Source organism: Paraglaciecola sp. L3A3, assembly GCF_009796765.1.
GTDB lineage: Bacteria > Pseudomonadota > Gammaproteobacteria > Enterobacterales > Alteromonadaceae > Paraglaciecola.
Genome location: NZ_CP047023.1, coordinates 3,243,412 through 3,264,127, shown reverse-complemented (window position 1 = coordinate 3,264,127; position 20,716 = coordinate 3,243,412). Strand labels below are relative to the sequence as shown.

Annotated in this window: 18 protein-coding genes; 15 read left to right on the top strand and 3 right to left on the bottom strand. The window is 38.3% G+C overall.

Annotated elements, in window-relative coordinates; translation table 11 throughout:
* The first annotated feature begins 18 nt into the window (after nucleotides 1-18).
* The 3 genes from GQR87_RS13635 to GQR87_RS13625 all read left to right on the top strand — a co-directional run bounded on the left by GQR87_RS13635 (nucleotide 19) and on the right by GQR87_RS13625 (nucleotide 2,288).
* Nucleotides 19-897 carry an EamA family transporter gene (locus GQR87_RS13635; protein ID WP_158970205.1) on the top strand — a complete coding sequence of 293 codons (879 nt, stop codon included), beginning with the start codon at nucleotides 19-21 and terminating at the stop codon, nucleotides 895-897.
* Nucleotides 898-1,053: 156 nt separating this feature from the next.
* Nucleotides 1,054-1,230 (top strand): Type I secretion system protein TolC, encoded by a 177-nt coding sequence (locus GQR87_RS13630; RefSeq protein ID WP_158970203.1) that lies wholly within the window; start codon nucleotides 1,054-1,056, stop codon nucleotides 1,228-1,230.
* A 77-nt stretch (nucleotides 1,231-1,307) separates the two neighbouring features.
* Nucleotides 1,308-2,288, top strand: a complete 981-nt coding sequence (locus GQR87_RS13625) for a transposase (RefSeq protein ID WP_158970201.1) — start codon at nucleotides 1,308-1,310, stop codon at nucleotides 2,286-2,288.
* A gap of 632 nt (nucleotides 2,289-2,920) precedes the next feature.
* Here GQR87_RS13625 and GQR87_RS13620 read toward each other — a convergent pair.
* The gene (locus GQR87_RS13620; RefSeq protein ID WP_158970199.1) at nucleotides 2,921-4,195 is read right to left on the bottom strand and encodes a DEAD/DEAH box helicase; all 1,275 of its coding nucleotides are present in this window, start codon (nucleotides 4,193-4,195) and stop codon (nucleotides 2,921-2,923) included.
* Between the two features lie 191 nt (nucleotides 4,196-4,386).
* Between GQR87_RS13620 and GQR87_RS13615 the strand changes: the two genes are divergently transcribed.
* The 3 genes from GQR87_RS13615 to GQR87_RS13605 all read left to right on the top strand — a co-directional run bounded on the left by GQR87_RS13615 (nucleotide 4,387) and on the right by GQR87_RS13605 (nucleotide 6,720).
* A complete protein-coding gene (locus GQR87_RS13615; protein WP_158970197.1) occupies nucleotides 4,387-4,854 on the top strand; it encodes a CreA family protein in 468 nt (155 codons plus the stop codon).
* Between the two features lie 147 nt (nucleotides 4,855-5,001).
* Nucleotides 5,002-5,619 carry an ANTAR domain-containing response regulator gene (locus GQR87_RS13610; protein ID WP_199271620.1) on the top strand — a complete coding sequence of 206 codons (618 nt, stop codon included), beginning with the start codon at nucleotides 5,002-5,004 and terminating at the stop codon, nucleotides 5,617-5,619.
* Between the two features lie 15 nt (nucleotides 5,620-5,634).
* On the top strand, nucleotides 5,635-6,720 hold the full coding sequence (locus tag GQR87_RS13605) for a CmpA/NrtA family ABC transporter substrate-binding protein (RefSeq protein WP_158970195.1): 1,086 nt from the start codon (nucleotides 5,635-5,637) through the stop codon (nucleotides 6,718-6,720).
* Nucleotides 6,721-6,820: 100 nt separating this feature from the next.
* Here the strand turns inward: GQR87_RS13605 and GQR87_RS13600 are convergent, their stop codons facing one another.
* Nucleotides 6,821-7,174: a DUF1428 domain-containing protein gene (locus GQR87_RS13600; RefSeq protein ID WP_158970193.1), complete on the bottom strand. Its 354-nt coding sequence runs from the start codon at nucleotides 7,172-7,174 to the stop codon at nucleotides 6,821-6,823.
* Nucleotides 7,175-7,697: 523 nt separating this feature from the next.
* On the opposite strand from GQR87_RS13600, the gene GQR87_RS13595 reads away from it, so the two are divergent.
* The 8 genes from GQR87_RS13595 (at nucleotide 7,698) to GQR87_RS13560 (ending at nucleotide 19,277) form a co-directional block, all read left to right on the top strand.
* Nucleotides 7,698-9,164: a NarK family nitrate/nitrite MFS transporter gene (locus GQR87_RS13595; RefSeq protein ID WP_158970190.1), complete on the top strand. Its 1,467-nt coding sequence runs from the start codon at nucleotides 7,698-7,700 to the stop codon at nucleotides 9,162-9,164.
* Nucleotides 9,165-9,213: 49 nt separating this feature from the next.
* Nucleotides 9,214-10,929: a bifunctional protein-serine/threonine kinase/phosphatase gene (locus tag GQR87_RS13590; RefSeq protein WP_158970188.1), complete on the top strand. Its 1,716-nt coding sequence runs from the start codon at nucleotides 9,214-9,216 to the stop codon at nucleotides 10,927-10,929.
* A 975-nt stretch (nucleotides 10,930-11,904) separates the two neighbouring features.
* Nucleotides 11,905-13,308, top strand: a complete 1,404-nt coding sequence (locus GQR87_RS13585) for a CmpA/NrtA family ABC transporter substrate-binding protein (RefSeq protein ID WP_158970186.1) — start codon at nucleotides 11,905-11,907, stop codon at nucleotides 13,306-13,308.
* A 91-nt stretch (nucleotides 13,309-13,399) separates the two neighbouring features.
* Nucleotides 13,400-14,389: an ABC transporter permease gene (locus GQR87_RS13580; protein ID WP_158970184.1), complete on the top strand. Its 990-nt coding sequence runs from the start codon at nucleotides 13,400-13,402 to the stop codon at nucleotides 14,387-14,389.
* Between the two features lie 46 nt (nucleotides 14,390-14,435).
* Nucleotides 14,436-15,281, top strand: a complete 846-nt coding sequence (locus tag GQR87_RS13575) for an ABC transporter ATP-binding protein (protein ID WP_158970182.1) — start codon at nucleotides 14,436-14,438, stop codon at nucleotides 15,279-15,281.
* 47 nt (nucleotides 15,282-15,328) lie between these two features.
* Complete coding sequence (locus tag GQR87_RS13570; protein ID WP_158970180.1) at nucleotides 15,329-16,543, top strand: alginate export family protein; 1,215 nt, start codon at nucleotides 15,329-15,331, stop codon at nucleotides 16,541-16,543.
* Between the two features lie 305 nt (nucleotides 16,544-16,848).
* Nucleotides 16,849-18,870, top strand: coding sequence for a methyl-accepting chemotaxis protein (locus GQR87_RS13565; RefSeq protein ID WP_158970178.1), 2,022 nt, complete (start codon nucleotides 16,849-16,851; stop codon nucleotides 18,868-18,870).
* 53 nt (nucleotides 18,871-18,923) lie between these two features.
* Nucleotides 18,924-19,277, top strand: coding sequence for a VOC family protein (locus tag GQR87_RS13560; RefSeq protein WP_158970176.1), 354 nt, complete (start codon nucleotides 18,924-18,926; stop codon nucleotides 19,275-19,277).
* 100 nt (nucleotides 19,278-19,377) lie between these two features.
* Here the strand turns inward: GQR87_RS13560 and rnhA are convergent, their stop codons facing one another.
* Complete coding sequence (gene rnhA, locus GQR87_RS13555) at nucleotides 19,378-19,842, bottom strand: ribonuclease HI (RefSeq protein ID WP_158970174.1); 465 nt, start codon at nucleotides 19,840-19,842, stop codon at nucleotides 19,378-19,380.
* Between the two features lie 93 nt (nucleotides 19,843-19,935).
* On the opposite strand from rnhA, the gene dnaQ reads away from it, so the two are divergent.
* The gene (gene dnaQ, locus GQR87_RS13550; RefSeq protein ID WP_158970172.1) at nucleotides 19,936-20,643 is read left to right on the top strand and encodes a DNA polymerase III subunit epsilon; all 708 of its coding nucleotides are present in this window, start codon (nucleotides 19,936-19,938) and stop codon (nucleotides 20,641-20,643) included.
* The last annotated feature ends 73 nt before the right edge of the window (nucleotides 20,644-20,716 follow it).

The following is a 20,716-nucleotide window of genomic DNA, read 5'->3' as shown; positions in this document are numbered from 1 at the left end:
TATTAGAGGTTATGTTTAATGATCTATTTAGTGATCACCACGCTAATTTGGGCTTTTTCTTTTGGTCTTATTGGCTCTGCGCTTAAAGGTCTGGATCCTCTGCAAATAGCGGATACTCGTTTATTGATTGCGCTGCTGGTGTTTTTGCCATTTCTGAAATTGGCTCACACCAGTTGGCAGGAAAAATGGCAGCTTACGCTCATTGGTGCGGTGCAGTATGGCGTAATGTATACCTGCTACCTTTCGGCCTTTAGCTTTTTACCCTCACATTTGGTGGCGCTATTTAGTGTGCTGACGCCACTTTACATTGTGATTATTAACGATCTTCGTCAGCGTAGTTTTACCCCTTGGTATTTGTTGGCAGCAATCCTCTCTATTTTTGGCGCCGCAGTGATAAAAATTGGCGATATAGATCCAAGGGAAATTTGGCTAGGCTTTGGCTTGATGCAAATATCCAATTTAGCCTTTGCTTTTGGTCAAGTATATTATCGTGACTGGAAACGAGCCCGACCAAATATAAGCGATAGCGCAGTATTTGGTTTGTTATACCTAGGCGCTGCTGTTTTCACTAGCATTGCTGTGTTACTCATTTCTCAGCAACCGCCCATTCCTATCAGCGCCACACCAAGCCAATGGCTAGTTTTGGTTTATCTGGGGTTGGTTGCATCTGGACTGGGTTTCTTTTTTTGGAACAAAGGCGCCACACAAACAACAGTGGGTGTACTCGCCGCAGCTAACAATGCAGTGGTGCCACTGGCAATGTTTGCTTCTTTGTTTATTTTTGGTGAAGCCAAAGGCGGAACAATAGAAGAATTAGTTAGGCTTAGCGCCGGATCGGTATTGATAGTAGTAGCTTTGTTTATAGCCAAAAATAGAGCCAGTACGCAACGTGATTAACAGCATAATATGTGTAGTAAGGTAAATTTAGATAGAAACTCGGAATTGCAATATCACAAGAATGATATCACAAGAATGACACCCATTATAAAAATTAGCAAAAGTTCGTTTATGTTCTAAGCTTTAAAGTATTCAAACAACCAAGGATGGTGAGTTATGCCTCAGTCACGTAAATCCCAAATTTCTCTTATTGATACGCCTTATTATCATTGTGTTTCTCGCTGTGTTCGCCATTCATATTTATGCGGTGAAGATAAGTTTACGGGGCAAAGTTATGAGCATAGGCGTGCTTGGGTAGAAGAGCGTTTATTGCTTTTGATATCACAAGAATGACACCCATTATAAAAATTAGCAAAAGTTCGTTTATGTTCTAAGCTTTAAAGTATTCAAACAACCAAGGATGGTGAGTTATGCCTCAGTCACGTAAATCCCAAATTTCTCTTATTGATACGCCTTATTATCATTGTGTTTCTCGCTGTGTTCGCCATTCATATTTATGCGGTGAAGATAAGTTTACGGGGCAAAGTTATGAGCATAGGCGTGCTTGGGTAGAAGAGCGTTTATTGCTTTTAGCCTCAGTATTTGCCATAGACGTATGTGCTTATGCAGTGATGAGTAACCATACGCATATTGTTTTGTGTGTTGATAAAGAAGAGGCAGATAACTGGTCATTGAAAGAAGTACTTTATCGTTGGCATCAATTACATAAAGGAACCTTACTTAGTCAACGATTTATGCGTGACGAGGCACTCAGTCAAAGTGAGCTATTTACCTTACATGAGACAGTTAATATCTATCGTCAACGTTTGTACGATATCAGTTGGTTTATGAGAAGCCTGAATGAATACATAGCCCGTGAGGCAAATAAAGAAGATGACTGTACCGGTAGATTCTGGGAAGGACGATTCAAATCCCAAGCCTTGCTAGATGAATCAGCAGTACTAGCCTGTATGGCCTATGTGGATTTAAATCCAATTCGAGCCAAAATAGAAAAAACGCCCGAAACCTCAAAACACACCAGTATCCAACAGCGTATCCAGGCTTTACTGCAAGAAGAACAACCCAAAAAACTCATGCCTTTTGTGGGTAATCACAGACAAGATATGCCTAAAGGCATTCCCTTCAACATAATAGATTACTGTGAATTAGTAGATTGTACAGGTCGATGTATTCGAGATGATAAAGCAGGGCATATCGAACACCATCACAGCGCTATTCTTCAGCGTCTAGGCCTTAATTCTGACCAATGGTTGACCCTAACCACAGAGTTCGAAAAACACTTTCATACTGCGGTGGGCGGTGAGCATATGATGCAACAATTTAAACAGCATACACATCATCAACGAATACGGGGCATGGCAAAGGCCAGAGTTTTGTTACAACAAGCCTAAAGCCATTAAATTTGATACTTTATTATTAAACATATCAAGCTAACTTGGCGACTTTTGTTGTTTTATATTTCAGTTAATTCAGATGCTTAGCTAAAAAAACACTGCTCAACGTAAATTCATCACAATTTTTTCTTTAATAAACTCACAAGTAAAAATATTTATAAGATTTTGTACTTATTGATTTATTCGTATTTATGGAAATTATTACTTTGGGTGTCTAGGTTAAATTAGTTGTTTTATATTTCAGTTAATTCAGATGCTTAGCTAAAAAAACACTGCTCAACGTAAATTCATCACAATTTTTTCTTTAATAAACTCACAAGTAAAAATATTTATATGATTTTGTACTTATTGATTTATTCGTATTTATGGAAATTATTACTTTGGGTGTCTAAGTTAAATTGGGTGTCTAAGTTAAATTAATAAAGTCAAATAAGCGCATTTAAATTCTCGCTGAGTGGCAACTTATCAATACGGATTGGTATGACTTTCGTCTGCGTATTTCATGGCTTTACGGCGAAGCCGTGCTTTGCGAATGAAGTGAATAATCTCAGTGTATTAAGTACATAAATAAATGCATTTATGCCCAGCTTGGGCTAAGCATAAATGGCTTGTTTTACACGACTAAAGGATTATGCTTTTTTCCCTTTAGGTGCCGCTTTTTTGGCTTTGTTACCAGTAGTTTTCTGGAAACTAATTTGTATCGCAGAGGCTTTGTTAGATCGGCTATTACGAGCATTTCTGCTAACACTTTTTAACAGACTCACTCGGTTACTTACTTCAAATCCTGGTTTCACAATACGTTTAATTTTGCTGTCAATTAAACGTTCTATTTTAGCCACAGTGTTTTCTTCTTCACGACTCACAAAAGAGATAGCGTAACCTTCTTTACCCGCTCTACCTGTGCGACCTATACGGTGTACGTAGTCTTCTGGTAAGTAGGGAAGGTTGAAATTAACGACATAATCTAAGCCTTGGATGTCTAAACCACGAGCGGCTACGTCAGTGGATATAAGCACTTGTAGTTCGCCTGATTTAAAGTCAGCAATGGCACGGCGGCGAGCGCCTTGGCTTTTATCACCATGGCAAACAGCCGCATTCATTTTACTTTTCTTTAAAGCTGCCATTAACATATCAGCTTGTTGTTTAGTGCTGGTAAATACTAATACTTGATACCAGTTTTGCTCTTTTAATAAAGCTTTAAATAAGTCAGTTTTTCGCGCTTCCTCTACCGGATACATAACATGAGCAACGGTTTCGGCAGTAGTATTAATCTTAGTCACTCGGATCACCGAATGATTACGTAATACTTTGTGCGACAGTTCGTTTAATGCCGGTGATGAGGTGGCTGAAAATAATAAGGTTTGATGCTGCTTACTGGCATTATGCAAAATATTTTGTACATCGGCGACAAAGCCCATATCTAACATACGGTCAGCTTCATCTAGTACGACAAATTCTACATTGGCTAAATTAACGTGACTTAACGTGATATGTTCTAACAAACGGCCTGGTGTCGAAATCAAGATATCGACACCATTTTTAAGCTTAGCTGATTGTCCGCCCATTTTCACTCCACCGTATAAAGCGGTTACAGATAACTGGGTGAACTGTGCATAAGCACCGATAGTATTAGCTAACTGTTCTGCTAACTCTCTGGTGGGCGTTAAAATTAATGCTCTAGGGCTGCCAGAAAGGGTGGCTTGAGGATTATCCAGTAATTTTTGTAGAATAGGCAAAGCAAAGGCGGCAGTTTTACCTGTGCCGGTTTGTGCGTTTACTAATAGGTCTTTACCACGTCTAGCTGGTATTATGGCTTGTTCTTGCACTGGGGTCATTTGACTGTACCCACAAGCCTCGATAGCTTGTTGCAGTTCGTTGGCTAAACCTAAATTGGAGAATTTCATATCGAGGATCCTGTATATGTGCTAATTCGATGGCGGAATATACAGTATTTTAACGAATAAAGTCAGCAAGATCGGCTTTTTTATGTACTAATATGTATATAAAAGTCTGATTATGAGAGTTCGTGGAAATATAGTAGGGCAGCTAGCCAATATTGATAGTTTAATCGCCAATAAAATTGAGAAAATAGAAAATGAATAAATCCATAGTGTGTCTGATATGTTTATTGTTAGTGGCTTGTGATAAAAATGAGGTCGGGGATATTTCGTTAGGGGTATTTACCACTAAAGACATAAAATTGAATACCTTAGTTGATCCAATAGTCACTGGTGTCACATGTCATGTAGCGAGTATCGAAGCTGATTTGAGTTTTTCTGACCCTTCTGATAGTTCTATTGCTTGTCGCCAAACGGGCGAAATTACCGCACAAATGATTGCGCAAATTGATAAATCAAAATCAGGCGAGGTAGTGTTTAAAAAGTCTAAAAGTGTGTTTTTTAAAACTATGAAAATCCGTCGTATTTATGATCAACAAAGTCAAACCTTGATGTATGTTTCATATTCAACCAAAGAAACCTCTGGTAGTTTTAAACATAGTTTGTCTACCGTTCCGCTATGGGGAACGCAGGCCTATCAAGTCACTTCTGTCCCTGCTTCATAATGGTGCATCAGCACTGTTATAGGCTGTGGCAAGCTAAGTATTGTCAAAGTAATGAACTTAACATACTGATAATAAACAATTATGTATTTGGCTTAGTGATTGCACTAATAATTTATTAGTTTATTTATTTTCCCTTGGGTAATCCAATTGCAATACGACGATTCACCTAGCAAGCAACAAACAGCATCTACAAAATTACGCATTTTATTAATAGACGACAATAAACAACGTGTCGCTTCGTTGACTGACGTATTAGATAACTCTCGTTATATTGTCAGTCATTTGGCCAGTCCTACGTCACATTTATTAAAACATGTGGATCTGATTAAACCCGACATCATAGTGATTGATATTGAGTCACCCAGCCGAGATATTCTGGAGAGTCTTACTGCTATTTCACAATATGCACCTAAACCCGTGGTGATGTTTTCTGGAGAGGAAGGTACAGATACTATCACTCAGTCAATCGAGTCTGGTGTCAGTGCTTATGTAGTAGGCGATTTAGAGCCCAAAAGAGTAAAACCTATCTTAGATGCAGCTGTTGCTCGTTTTAAAGCGTTTCAAAAACTTAAAAATGAATTAACTGAGACCAAACAAGCGTTAGCTTCTCGTGATTTAGTGGAGAAAGCGAAACGGTTATTAATGAAGAAAAAGAACTTAGATGAAGACGCCGCCTATAAAACTATGCGCAAAACCGCTATGGATACTGGGCAAAAGTTAGAAGATGTTGCTAAGACACTTATTTCTTTATTAAATACATTTTAATAATTAGGTTAATTTATGATTAAACTAGAACAAACAGAGTTTACTTTAGGTTTTATACCTTTAACTGATTCCGCGCCATTAGTGGCAGCAAAAGAAATGGGATTTTTCGAAAAATGGGGCTTAGATGTTAAGTTACAAAAACAAAATTCATGGGCGACATTACGAGATAAACTACATACAGGAGTGTTAGATGCAGCTCAAATGTTAGCGCCTATGCCCCTTGCCAGTTCTTTGGGTGTTGGCTGTCCCAAAACTGCAGTTATCACCCCGTTAGTACTTAGTTTAAATGGCAATGGCATTACACTTTCCCAACAACTGCATAATGAAATTTTAACTGAAAATAATATCAACCAAATAACCTTACCCTTAGCTGGTTATTTGTTGCGTAGTATTATTAAAAAACGCAAAGTACAAAACAGGCCTAAGTTAAGATTTGCCACTGTATTCCCTTATAGCTGCCACTTTTATCAACTTAGAGATTGGTTATCTTCTGCCCAAATAACCCCTGATGAAGTTGATATTATTGTGGTGCCACCAGTCAATATGGTGGGGCATTTGGCCAGTGATGATATCGATGGTTTTTGTGTTGGTGGCCCTTGGAATGCCCAAGCTGTAAGAGCAGGAATCGGTTTTACTGCTTTAACCTCTTATGATATTTGGCAGGACTCGCCAGAAAAAGTGTTGGGTATTTTACAAGCTTTCTATGATGAAAAACCCAACACAGTTTTAGCGTTACTTTGCGCATTAAAAGAAGCGTGTATTTGGTTAGAAGACACGCCTAATCGTTTTGAAATTGCTCGATTATTAAGCCAGCAACAATATTTAGATGCACCTGTAGATGTGATCGCCCCTTCATTAATAGGCAGTTGTTTAACCGATATATCTAGTCCACCTAGGGCTGTGCCTAGTTATAATCAATTTTATCGAACAGATGATATTTTAATCAATATACCAGAACATGTGAGAGGTGAGTGGTTGTTATCAAAAATGCTTAATGCGGGGCAATTGCATAATATTGAAGTACCAGATGATATCGTTAAAACGGTATTTAGGCCAGATATCTATGAACAAATGAGGGTGTTACTTACTGCTAAAAATTAATTATTTATCTGAAAAATAATTTGGCTCATAATCTATTAAATTATGTTGAATTGTAAAAGCCGCAGAGTGCTTTCATTTTGCTTTGCGGCTTTTTATCCAATTACAATTCGGATATTAGGGTAAATCCACCGTATATTAAACGTTTGCCATCAAAGGGCATAGGATGACTATCAGGATGCATTCTGGGATCATTCATTGAAGACTGCCAACCTAAGTCTCTTGCTTCTTTAGACGGCCAAATAATCCAAGAAAAAACAACGGTTTCATCTTCTTTCTTCTTTACGGCCATTGAAAAAGAAGTGACTTCACCCTCGGGTACCTCATCTCCCCATGTATCCACTACTTGTACTGCGCCATTTTCTGTAAATACGCCAGCCATTATTTTTGCATGGTCGATATATGCTTGTTTATTTATATTGGGTACTGCTGCTACGAAACCATCTATATAAGACATTACTAACCTCTATTGTGAATGAAAAAAACGAACAAATACTAATCGCATAAATGTTAGTCAAATATGTGAATATTAAACAGCTCTTCAATACTTTAATTTGTTTTCATTTAAGCCCTTTAATAGTGCAAGTCTGCACATGTCTGGGTTTTAACACTCAATACACTATTTATATATTAATCTAAGTTGTTGACTTTGTTGAATAAAAAAACTTGGCCTTGATTGTGCTTTATGACTTTTGAGTGTTGTGTACCTTTCGTTTTGATTAGGTGCTCTTTTTACAGAACAATTTTGTTCATTATGCTTAAAATAAAAAGTGATTAACGTTTAAGTATGTTGATTGCTAATAGGCAACGTAGCCCACAAACATTTACTATTTGGTAAATGTTTGTGGGTTTTTTTTTGTAATATTAAGTTTGAATTGGTTGATAACTAATCACTAAAGTTTTTCAAGCTGACTTGTCAATCTGCGCATAAATGTTTGTGCCAAGGTTGAACATAATCGTACTAACAAAGGTTAAATCTAATGAGTGTTGAAAAATTTAATTTACTCTCTTTCACTGGCAAAATGAAAACGCTGCACCTTTCCTGGATGGCCTTTTTTATCACCTTTATGGTGTGGTTTAATATGGCTCCTTTGAAAGGGGCTATTATTGATGGTGTGGGTTTAACCCTTAGCGAATGGAAAACGTTGCTGATTATAAATGTCGCGTTAACTATACCTGCCAGGGTCATTATTGGTGCCCTAACTGACAAGTTTGGCCCTCGATTAGTTTATTCATATTTATTGGGCATTTGTTCTATTCCTTGTTTTGCATTTGCCTTAGCTGACAGTTTTACCCAATTATTGATTGCTCGATTTGCATTAGGTTGTATCGGTGCCGGTTTTGTTGTGGGTATCAGAATGGTCAGTGAATGGTTTCCACCTAAAGAATTAGGTACGGCCGAAGGTGTATATGGCGGATGGGGTAACTTTGGTTCTGCCGCAGCGGCTTTTACCTTACCTACCTTAGCGATTTTATTTGGCGGCGATGACGGTTGGCGTTATGCCGTGGGTATAACCGGTTTAATGAGTTTATTGTTTAGTGTGATTTATTATAAGAACACCACAGATACACCTAAAGGTTCCACTTATTTTCGTCCTAAAAATTTAGGTGGCATGGAAGTCACCAGTGTCGGCGATTTCTATTTATTACTGTTAATGAAAACCCCTATGTATTTAGCCTTAGCACTATTAAATTGGAAGTTGTCTCCCGAAGGTGTGTCACTTTTAAGTGAAAATATTGTATTAGCTATTTATCTTGGCTTAGCGGCTTTATATGTTTATGACTGTTTTGCAACTTATAAAGTTAATAAAGAGATTTTTGTTACGCCAGTAGCTGAAGTCCACCGTTATTCATTCAAACAAGTCGCAGTGTTAAATATTTTGTATTTTGCGACTTTTGGTTCTGAGTTGGCCGTTATATCCATGCTGCCTGCATTCTTTGCTGAAACCTTTGAGTTAAGTATGGCTACGGCAGGTTTGTTGGCGGGTATGTATGCTTTTATGAACCTAATGTCTCGACCTGGTGGAGGGCTTTTATCTGACAAATTTGGTCGAAGAAAAACCTTGTTAATTTTAACCGCAGGTTTGGCACTCGGCTATTTTTGTTTGAGTTTAATTGATGCCACTTGGCCTATTTGGTTAGCGGTTGTTGCTGTTATGGCATGTTCGTTCTTCGTACAATCAGGAGAGGGCGCGGTGTTTGCAGCAGTACCATTAATTAAACGTAGATTAACTGGACAAATTGCAGGTATGACAGGGGCTTATGGTAACGTAGGGGCTGTGGTTTATCTTACGGTTTATTCGCTAGTCGATACCTCAACCTTTTTCTTGGTGATAGCTGGCACAGCGATTATTGGCTTTATTGCTTTATTGTTTATGAAAGAGCCGTCTGGAACTATGACTGAAGTGCGTGAAGATGGTAGTGTTGAATTGATCAAGGTAACTTAACCGGAGTTCAGGTTAGTTAATTTTACTTTTACTTTATGAGTTATTTGAATTGGAAAAACTAAAGTTAGAATTCGGCGGTTTTTCCAGTCAAGGAGTGAAGGCTGAGAATCAAGATGCCTTCGCCGCTTATTTACCCAAAGATCATGATCTGGAAAGCAAAGGGGCTGTCGCCACTATTGCTGATGGCGTAAGTGTTTGTTCACGAGCCAAAGAAGCTGCCAATACTTGCGTCAGTAATTTTATTCAAGATTATTATCAAACCCCACCTACTTGGACAGTCAAAAGAGCTGTCGGCCAAGTCTTACAAGGGCTTAATCGTTGGTGCCACGGTCAACATGACTATGAAAATGGCGGTCATAGTCAATTGGTCACTACTTTTAGTGGCATGTTATTTAAATCGACTTCAGGGTTTATTGTTCATGCAGGCGATAGTCGAATTTATCGTGTGCAAGGTAATGAATTAGAACAACTGACAACGGATCATGTTTTCCCACAAGGCGGCAAAAATGTCTTAACACGTGCAGTAGGAATAGACGCTCATCTAGACGTAGATTACAGCACAGTCGATCTTACAAGAGGTGATATTTATCTGTTCACTTCGGATGGAGTACATGAGTTTCTAACGAACAAAAAATTATTGGCGCTAATTCATGACTCTGATTACGGGTTAGAGCAGCGAGCACATAATATTGTACAAGCAGCACTTGATGCGGGCAGTGACGATAACGTAACTTGTTTATTGGTTTATGTTGTTGAATTACCTACAGCCAGTTTAGACGAACACTTTCGACAAATTAGCCGTTTGGCTATGCCTCCGGCTTTAGAAGTTGGTATGAAGCTAGAAGGTTATCGAGTGGTACAAACCTTGTTTAATGGTACTCGAAGTAGCTTGTACAAAGTTATTAATGAAGAAGATGATAAGGTATATGGTTTAAAAATTCCTTCCCAATATTTTGCTGATGATCCCGTTTATCTGAGTGGTTTTTTACGTGAAGAGTGGATAGGTCAGCACATTAAACATCATAATGTGATGGCTGTGTATAAACGCCCTGACAATGCTAAGTTTATCTATCACTTATGTGAATACATAGAAGGTCAAACGCTAAGACAATGGATGGTAGACAATCCTCAACCTAGTCTTGAACAAGTGCGCAAGATCATTAGCCAATTGGTGGCAGCTTTACGAATATTACAACGTAAAGATATGGTGCACAGAGATGTCAAACCTGAAAACGTAATGATTAGCCATAATGGTGAAGTAAAGTTAATTGATTTTGGCACTGTATTGGTCAATGCCTTAGCCGAAACGAACTCATTGCCTGATGAAGATGTAGCTGTGGGGTCAGTGCATTATATTGCTCCAGAATATTTGTTAACACATAAAAGTGATCATCAGAGTGACTTATTTTCTGTGGCCGTAGTGGTGTATGAAATGTTAGCGGGCCAGCTTCCATTTAAAGACTTTAAATATCAGGATTATATCCCTAATTCATATGACGAATGGCAGTATCAAAGTATTCGGTTGCTAAGACCTGATTTACCATTGTGGGTCGATTTAACTTTACGCAAAGCTCTACAGCCCAATCCTAAGTATAGGTATGAGGCGTTTTCTGAACTGCTTATGGATTTAGACAAACCCAATCAGGTGATGTTAGGGGCCTTACAGAAACAACCTTTAATCAAACGAAACCCTATCTTGGTGTATCAGGGGCTGTGTGTGATCCAGTTTGTGCTGATTATTATCTTAGTGATTCAACTGACGTAATATTATAAGGGGATTAAGAAGTCTCAGCTTCTTCGAGCAGGCGTTGATTAGCGCGTTTAATTATTCTTATTGCCACTTTCTTCAATATTGGGCAGTCTGTATTTAATTTGTTATGGACTTCAATGATGCCCCTAGCTGCTGCACGAACTAATAATGCTTCTGATGTTTCAAGTAACTACATAGAACGTTCATCTCGTGCAAGTCCGTAATATATGTGATGTAGTGAGAATTCGGCTTCGGGATTGCGATTTTTAACGTCTTGCTCTAGTTTGGCCCTCAAATCTTGGTTAAATTCATGCTGTTGTTCAAAAAATTCTTACCATTTGTTCAGCTTATTAGCATCGACATCTGGTAAATTTGCTAGGTCAATAGCTATGCCTCTGAATTTATTGTATTTATTTTGTCTGCTAATTTGTGCTCCACTGTTCGGAAAACTAATTGGTTATTTGTTTCATCAAAATGAAGATGTAAATCCTGTTTCTGAAACTTCATACCATTCTCTTGAAAAAAGTGTATTTGTTCCTTTAACTTATCATTTTTAGATAGCTGAGACTCTCAATGATTTGATGTAAATAACTGAACTCTAAAGACCAGTGTACTGTTAATTAAATTTTCAAAACTTCAATGTAAAAAATGTTGAAACGCAACAGGTTATTCTGAAACTAGCACTGTGGTAGTGCGTCTTTGCACAAGTTTGGTTTTTAAGTTATTTTTAGTAATAGTTGTTATTTTGTTTAACTCTTTGAAATTATTGTTATTTTTAAAGTTGGCATTGTAGATGCAATATGTTTGCTCGAGTGTTGTGTATCTATTTTAATATAGGTGCTTTTTACAGAACGATTTCGTTCAAGTGCTTAACATATTATCCGTAATTCCACAGTGTTGTGTTTATTCCGGTTAGGCAATGTAGCCCACAAATATTTATCTTTTGATAAATATTTGTGGGTTTTTTTTTGGAAAAAATTCGGAGTTAAAATGGCTAACAAACAATTATTAAAATCATTAAAACTTGCTGTTAAATCACTCCGTATAGGTGTGGTTTCAACAGTATTAAGCGGCTCATTTATGGCCGCTCATGTGTCTGCTGAAGAGTTAGGCTGGGCTGAAAAAGAAGAACTAAAATTTGGTTTTATCAAATTAACCGATATGGCGCCTTTGGCCATAGCGTATGAAAAAGGATATTTCGAAGACGAAGGCTTGTATGTCACTTTAGAAGCACAAGCTAACTGGAAAGTTCTATTAGATCGAGTGATTGATGGCCAGTTAGATGGGGCTCATATGTTAGCAGGCCAACCTCTTGGTGCAACCATAGGGTATGGCACTAAGGCTGATATTATTACCGCCTTTAGTATGGATCTGAATGGTAATGCAATTACCGTTTCTAATGATATTTGGCAACAAATGAAAAAACATGTGCCTCATGTTGACGGCAAGCCAGTTCATCCCATTAAGGCTGATGCTTTAAAACCAGTGGTAGATGATTTTAAGAGTAAAGGTAAACCATTCAAAATGGGTATGGTTTTCCCAGTGTCTACCCATAACTATGAATTACGTTATTGGCTAGCTGCAGGTGGTATCCACCCTGGTTATTATTCTCCGCAAACGGGTGATACCAGTGGCCAAATTAGCGCAGATGCCTTGCTATCTGTGACGCCTCCACCACAAATGCCTGCCACTATGGAAGCCGGTACTATTTATGGATATTGCGTAGGTGAACCATGGAACCAACAAGCTGTATTTAAAGGTATTGGTGTACCTGTAGTGACTGATTACGAAATTTGGAAGAACAACCCAGAAAAAGTATTTGGCGTGAGCAAAGGTTGGGCTGATAAGTATCCAAATACTCATATTCGAGTGGTCAAAGCAATGATCAGAGCGGCCATGTGGTTAGATGAAAACAACAATGCTAACCGCCCAGAAGCTGTGAAAATTCTCTCTAAAAGCCAATACGTTGGAGCTGATTACGAAGTGATTGCTAATAGTATGACTGGTACCTTTGAATATGAAAAAGGTGATAAACGAGATGTACCTGATTTCAACGTATTCTTTCGTTATAACGCGACTTATCCTTTCTACAGTGATGCTATTTGGTATTTGACTCAAATGCGCAGATGGGGGCAAATTTCTGAGCCTAAATCTGACTCTTGGTACAAAGACATTGCCAAACAAGTATATCGACCTGATATATATGCTCAAGCAGCTAAAGCCTTGATTAAAGAAGGCAAGGCAAATGCAAAAGACTTCCCTCAGTTTGCTTCTGAGACTGGCTTTAAATCACCGCAAACTCATTTTATTGACAACATAGTGTACGACGGTACTGCGCCAAACGCTTACCTAGATAAATTTGCGATCGGTCTTAAAAGCGATAGCAAGCTCTAACTACTCGCACCTTAACTACGACAACTTTAACTGAGATATAAGTGGGGCTTATACATAAATGTATAAGACCCCTTGCTCTGGAGTAATTAAAATGACTAAACAAGTCGCGGCACTGACAATATTGCATCAAGTTAAAGATGCTAATTTACCGAATATAGGAAAAGTTCTGGGTAATTTAGCGTTGCCACTTATTGGTATTGTGTTGTTTTTAGGCCTATGGAGTGTAATGGCCAAAAACATAGATACTTCGTTAGGAAAATTCCCTGGACCCGCCGCCGTATGGGAACAAACCATAGGTTTGATTGATGAACATGCTGCTCAAATGGACAAAGCAGACAAGTTTTATGCACGTCAAGAAGAGCGTAATGCGGCCCGTGTGGCGCAAAATCCTAGCTATGTGGCAAAAACCAGAGCGTTCACAGGTGCTCCTACTTTTTTCCAACAGATTTGGACCAGCCTTTATACCGTAATGGTTGGATTTATTGTGGCCTCTTTATTAGCCATACCTATTGGCATTATTTGCGGCTTGAGTAAACAAGCTTATTCAGCCATTAACCCATTGATCCAATTATTTAAACCTGTCTCTCCATTAGCATGGTTACCGCTGGTGACTATGGTGGTAAGTGCTGTGTATGTGAGCACTGATCCTATGTTTTCAAAATCATTTGTCACATCAGCTGTAACCGTATCACTTTGTTGTTTATGGCCAACTTTAATTAATACTGCTGTTGGTGTTTCTGCCATAGATAAAGATTTACTGAATGTCAGCAAAGTCTTGCGCTTAAACGCTTTAGATCACGTTTTAAAAATTGTTATTCCTTCGTCAATTCCTGCCATCTTCACCGGTTTACGCTTGTCCTTGGGGATTGGCTGGATGGTGCTAATTGCCGCAGAAATGTTGGCGCAAAATCCTGGTTTAGGAAAGTTTGTCTGGGATGAATTCCAAAATGGTAGTTCAGAATCTTTAGCTCGGATTATGGTGGCGGTACTGACCATTGGAGTTATCGGATTTGTACTAGATAGATTGATGTTGTCACTGCAAAAGAAAGTCAGTTGGGACAAAAATGCAGTATTAAGATAGCAGTATTAACACCAGTACAAAATTTTACGAATAGCAGGAGAATATTATGAGTGCGACACATCATTTAGAACTGACGCAAGTAGGCATTGATTTTCCTACACCTAAAGGGCCTTTCACTGCGTTACAGGATGTAAACCTGAAGATTGCTAAAGGTGAATTTATATCACTGATTGGGCACTCTGGTTGTGGTAAATCCACAGTATTAAATATAGTGGCAGGTTTATATCAGGCGACTCATGGAGGGGTGATTTTAGATGGTAAAGAAGTGAGTGAACCAGGCCCAGAGCGTGCAGTGGTGTTTCAAAATCATTCATTATTACCTTGGTTAAGTGCCTATAAAAACGTAGAGCTAGCGGTTAAACAAACGCAAAAAGGCCGCTCTAAACAAGAGATGAAAGAGTGGGTGGAACATAATCTTGAATTGGTTCATATGACTCATGCTGCGGATAAGTTACCCGCTGAAATATCCGGTGGTATGAAACAAAGAGTAGGGATCGCCAGAGCATTAGCTATGGAACCTAAGGTGTTACTAATGGATGAACCATTTGGCGCCCTTGACGCTTTAACCCGTGCTCATTTACAAGACTCTGTGATGGAGATCCATGCTGAGTTAGGAAATACGGTGATCATGATTACCCACGATGTAGACGAAGCTGTGTTGTTATCAGACCGCATCGTCATGATGACTAATGGCCCAGAGGCGACAATAGGCGAAATTTTACCTATTGATTTAGCCCGCCCAAGAAACCGCATAGCCTTGGCTGATGATCCTAAATATAACCACTATCGCAGTGAAGTTCTCAAATTTTTATATGAGAAACAACGAAAAGTGGAATCAGTCAGTGAACATAAAGCTAAGAAAGTGAAAGCTAAGTCGGCCAACGTGGCTTAGGCCAATATACACAACAAAATCAATATTATTAAACTTAAGAGAAGACTATGAAAACACTTAATAAAACTAAATTAACCCTAGCATTAACAACCGCTATGTTAGCAAGTGCTACAAGCCAATCAGTTATGGCAGAATCAGTGACTGAAGCTCTGACATCTGGTAAGGCTAGTGTCAATATGCTGCTACGTTATGAGTCGGTCGAACAAGAAAATAGCGCAAAAGATGCCAGCGCATTAACATTACGTACTCTTTTGGCCTACAAAACGGGTAGTGTAAACGGTTTTTCAGCTACTGTTGAAATGGAAGATACTCGCATTGTCATGGGGCAAGGTGATTATACCGTTGGACCTACTGGATATAACTCAGGTATTTATTCTGTGATTGCGGATCCTGAACATACAGAGCTTGATCAAGGTTTTATTCAATATTCAGCAGAAGGGATCACCGCCAAATTAGGTCGCCAAGTAATGACTATGGATGGCCATCGTTTTATCGGCCATGTGGGATGGCGTCAAGATAGACAAACCTTTGATGGTTTGAGTGTTGCTTATGCTCCTAGTAAAGATCTCACTTTGAATTATGCTTATATTGATCAGCGTAACCGTATTTTTGCTGAAGCTGCGGATTTAGATGCTAAAGATCATCTACTTAATGCTTCTTATAACACCTCTGTGGGTAAATTAACTGCATATAGTTATTTGCTCGAAATGGATAACGGCACTGAAAATAGTTTAGATACCTTTGGTGTCAGTTTTGTTGGCAGCACAGCTGCCGGTGAAACTAAAATTTTATACGCTGCTGAATATGCTTCACAAAGTAATGAAACGGCGAGTACAGATTACAGTACTGATTATATAAACTTGTCTATTGGTGCTGTTTTTACTGGTATCACAGCTAAATTAGGTTACGAGTCATTAGGCTCAGATGAAGGTATGGTTGGTTTTGCTACACCTTTGGCCACCTTACATAAATTTAATGGTTGGGCTGATATATTTTTAGGTACGCCTGACGAAGGTTTAGTGGATGTCAATGTTACGATAGCGGGTAAAGCTTTTGGTGGTGGCTGGACTGTGATGTATCACGATTTTTCTGCAGATGAGGCCAGTGACACTGTGGATGATTTAGGCAGTGAATTAGATTTGTCTTACGTTAAAAGCTATAACAAATATTATTCAGCAGGGATTAAATACGCGGCTTATTCAGGTGACAGCGGTAAAGTTGATACCGATAAACTATGGGTTTGGGTGGGGGCTAAGTTTTAATTTTAGCTATTTATATTCGAAAAAATCGTTAAATGATGCTATGACTATAGTGATTATTAATATAGTTATCAGAAAAAAATCATTGGTATGTTCAACCCACTTAATATAAGTGGGTTTTTCTTTTTAGAGACTTAATTCTGACAAGTCCTAAAAAAATATGTTTTGTTGTCGATATTAATAAACTATTGATTGTTAAATTAGTCGATTAAGTCCTCACCAACCGCCGCCGCTAAAAAGTGAATATGAATGTCAATTCTAAGCGCACTGCCAACAGTCTCATCAATCTTTGCAAAATAGGAATTTAAATGAGTTTTAAACAAATTGTTTCTCGCAATGTTTCAATGTTAATTGTTGTACCCTCTATTTTACTGATGGTCTTAGTGTTGATTAATATATTCTCCTTTACTAAAAATATGTATCAATCTTCTGCGGGAATAACATTATTATATGTCGCTGATAATGCTGCTGATTTAGTTCATGAATTACAGAAAGAGCGTGGGATGTCTGCAGGTTATTTAGGGGCGAAAGGCAGTAAATTTAAAACTGAGTTGAAACAGCAGAGAATATTAGTTGATAACAAACTCAAAAAGTATCAGGCATTCGCTGAGCAAAATCAGGATGATTTAGCGGACACTATACAATCAAATATTCAGAAAGTTATCTTTGCACTCAAACAATTATCTGTGATTAGGCAGCAGGTAGATAATCTATCTATTAGCCTGCCAGATGCCTTGGCGTTTTATACTCAACAAAATTTAGCTTTAATTAATCAACCCTTAAAATTAATTGACTTATTAAACAGCTCTCGTTTAGTGCAAGGATTAACAGCCACCTATAATTTAATGCAAGTCAAAGAAAAATCAGGGGTTGAGAGAGCCGTTCTGACAAATATACTCGCAGCAAAGTCATTGTCTGAAGCAAATAAAAGAAGGATGTATACATTGATAGCACAACAGAGTGCGTATCAGGATGCTTTTTTAAAATCGATGCCTACAACTGGTGATTGGCTTGAGGGATTTAATCAGTTTAAAAATAGTATAGAAAATGAAACTATTATTAAGTTACGTGAACAGGTGATTAAAGATGCTTTGACTGATTTATATAGTGTGTCAGCCGAGCAATGGTTTGAAGCATCAAGCAATAGAATTGCTGAATTAAAGTCACTTGAAACAGCAGGCTTTAAAAAAATGCATTTGGAGATTAATAATATTTATTCTAAAGCCTTAAGTTTAATAAGTTTCGAGATCATTTTAATGTTGTTTGTGCTGTTTTTGACCTATTTAATCTTTGCCTCGGTGAAGCTAATGCGTAAACAAGCAGATTTGATTAGTCAAACTGTAAATGAGATCCAAAAAAATCGTAATTTAACTTTACAAATCCCTGTTTTATCACAAGATCATCTTGGCCAATCAGCGGCTAATTTCAATCGATTATTAGAAATGGTGAGAGGCGATTTAGTCAAAATAGCTGAAGTGGCCTTTAACGCAGTCACATCTACCCGTGCAACTATTAGCTCAGTTGCTGAAAATGACGATAGTATTGAAAAACAATTAATGGCCACAGAAAGCGCATCTACAGCAGTGGAAGAAATTTCAGTTAGTGTGGCAGATATAGGCTGCCAAATTAAAGACTCAGCCAACTCCGTTTCTTTAGTGGTTTCCGATTGTGATGCTGGCCGATTGTCGGTGAAAAAGGCTTTGAATAGTATCCAAAGTGTCGCTTCTGAAATCGATAATTTAAAAGACGTTATTAATGCTTTAAACGAAGGCGTGGTTAATATATCTTCAGTATTGGTTGTGATTCAATCTGTTGCTGATCAAACAAATTTGCTTGCCTTAAACGCGGCAATTGAAGCCGCAAGAGCTGGGGAGCAGGGTAGAGGATTTGCTGTTGTGGCTGACGAAGTCAGAGCATTAGCTAAGAGTGTGCATACTTCAACCGAAGAAATTGCGATAATTATAAACTCACTGCAAATTGATTCTAATAAAGCGATGCAGGATATTCAAGAAGGGCAAGAAAAATCACGGGAAGCGGTTCAATTATCGAGTTCGATTGATCAAGTCTTTAATCAGATCTTACTGAGTATACAAAAAGTTGAACAGACTAGTAATTCAATTAGCAGCACTACAGAACAACAGATATTGGTCACTCAAGGAGTGAGTCAAAGTGTAAGTGAAATTGGGATTATGTCTCGCGATAATATGCAAGGTGCACAAAAAATAGGACGTTCAGCTAGCCAACTTTCTGATGTGACTTTATCATTATTGAACGTTGTTAAAATGTATAAAATTGAAGAGTCAGATCGTTTCATTATTTCTGAGCATTAGAAATAATGACTATGCAGTGTTACTTTTATTAAAAATGTATAACAGGTGAATATATGAACCAACATCATAAAATTAATTATATTGAAATTCCTGTCAAAGCGATGGCTTCTAGCAAGGCTTTTTTTAGGAAGGCTTTTGGCTGGGACTTTGTTGATTATGGTGATGACTATGCCGCAATCAAAGGTGCAGGAATAGAAGGGGGGTTATTTGTTTCTGAAAACTACGTGGCTGTTGAAAATGGCAGTGTGTTAGTGGTTTTATACAGTGATGATTTAGTCAAAAGCCAAGCTGAAATTGAAGCTGCTGGTGGTAAGGTTAAAGTGCCTACTTTTGAGTTTCCTGGTGGACGTCGATTCCATTTTTGTGACAGAAACGGTAACGAATATGCTATGTGGAGTGACAAGTAAGACGGAGCTCGAAATCATTTTGAGCAACGAGCAACGAGCAACGAGCAACGAGCAACGAGCAACGAGTCGAATGTTTATCCCTCGTAGCTCGAACCTTTTATTATTCGCCGCTAAATCCAGTGTCTTCTAACTGGTTTTTACTTTCAGCCCCTTGCCGAGCTAATTGATCACAGGCTTCGTTTTCTGGGTGGCCTGAATGACCTTTGACCCAAAACCACTGAACTTTATGGCGGTTGACTTGCTCATCTAAACGTTTCCACAGATCCACATTCTTGACTGGTTTTTTGGCTGAGGTTTTCCAGCCATTTTTTTTCCAGCCTTTAATCCATTGGTTAATGCCGTTTTTTACATATTGGCTATCTGTGGTTAGGTTGGCCTCACAGGTTTCGTTTAAACAGGCTAACGCTTCAATGGTGGCTAATAATTCCATCCTATTATTGGTAGTGTGTTTAAAGCCTTGGCTCAGCTCTTTTCGATGTTTATCAAAAATGAGTACCGCGCCGTATCCTCCCGGTCCAGGATTGCCTAAACAAGAACCATCGGTATAAATATCTATTTTTTTCATATGTTTTTTATATTAAATGCAAATGTTTATAATTAAGGGCAGTATAATGTCGTTTATTAATAATGACATCAATTCAATCGAAACGAGTGAGTAATGAGACAAATTGTATTAGACACAGAAACCACGGGCATTGACCCTAAACAAGGGCACCGGATCATAGAAATTGGTTGTGTTGAGTTAATTAATCGTCGATTAACCGGAAATACTTTTCATGTTTACATCAACCCTGAGCGATTAGTCGAGCAAGAAGCTATTGAAGTACATGGCATCACTAACGAATATTTAGTTGATAAACCTGTATTTAGAAACATAGCGCAAGAGTTTATTGATTTTATTCGAGGCGGCCAGTTAGTCATCCACAATGCTCCCTTTGATGTGGGGTTTATGGACCATGAGTTTGCTAGATTAACCGGACTAGCTGAAAACAAAACCGAGAATATGTGTACTGTACTTGACACGCTCGGATTGGCAAGGCAATTACACCCAGGTCAAAAGAATAATCTTGATGCTTTGTGTAAACGTTACGGTATCGATAACTCCCACCGAGAAAAACATGGGGCATTATTAGACGCCGAAATATTAGCTGATGTTTACCTGATGATGACAGGTGGGCAAACGGATCTAAACCTAAGTGGCAAGGCGAGCGGCGAGGGCGGAGTACAAATGGAAACTATTCGTAGATTACCTGCAGAGAGAAAACCATTAAAGGTTGTGTTTGCTACAGCCGATGAATTAGAACAGCACGAATCTCGTCTTGACTTAGTTTTAAAAGAAGGCGGTAGTTGTCTTTGGCGACAATAATAAATAACAAACGGGTGGAAAGGCATGATTAGAAGACTAAAAACTGCATTTATACTTATCAATTTATTGATTT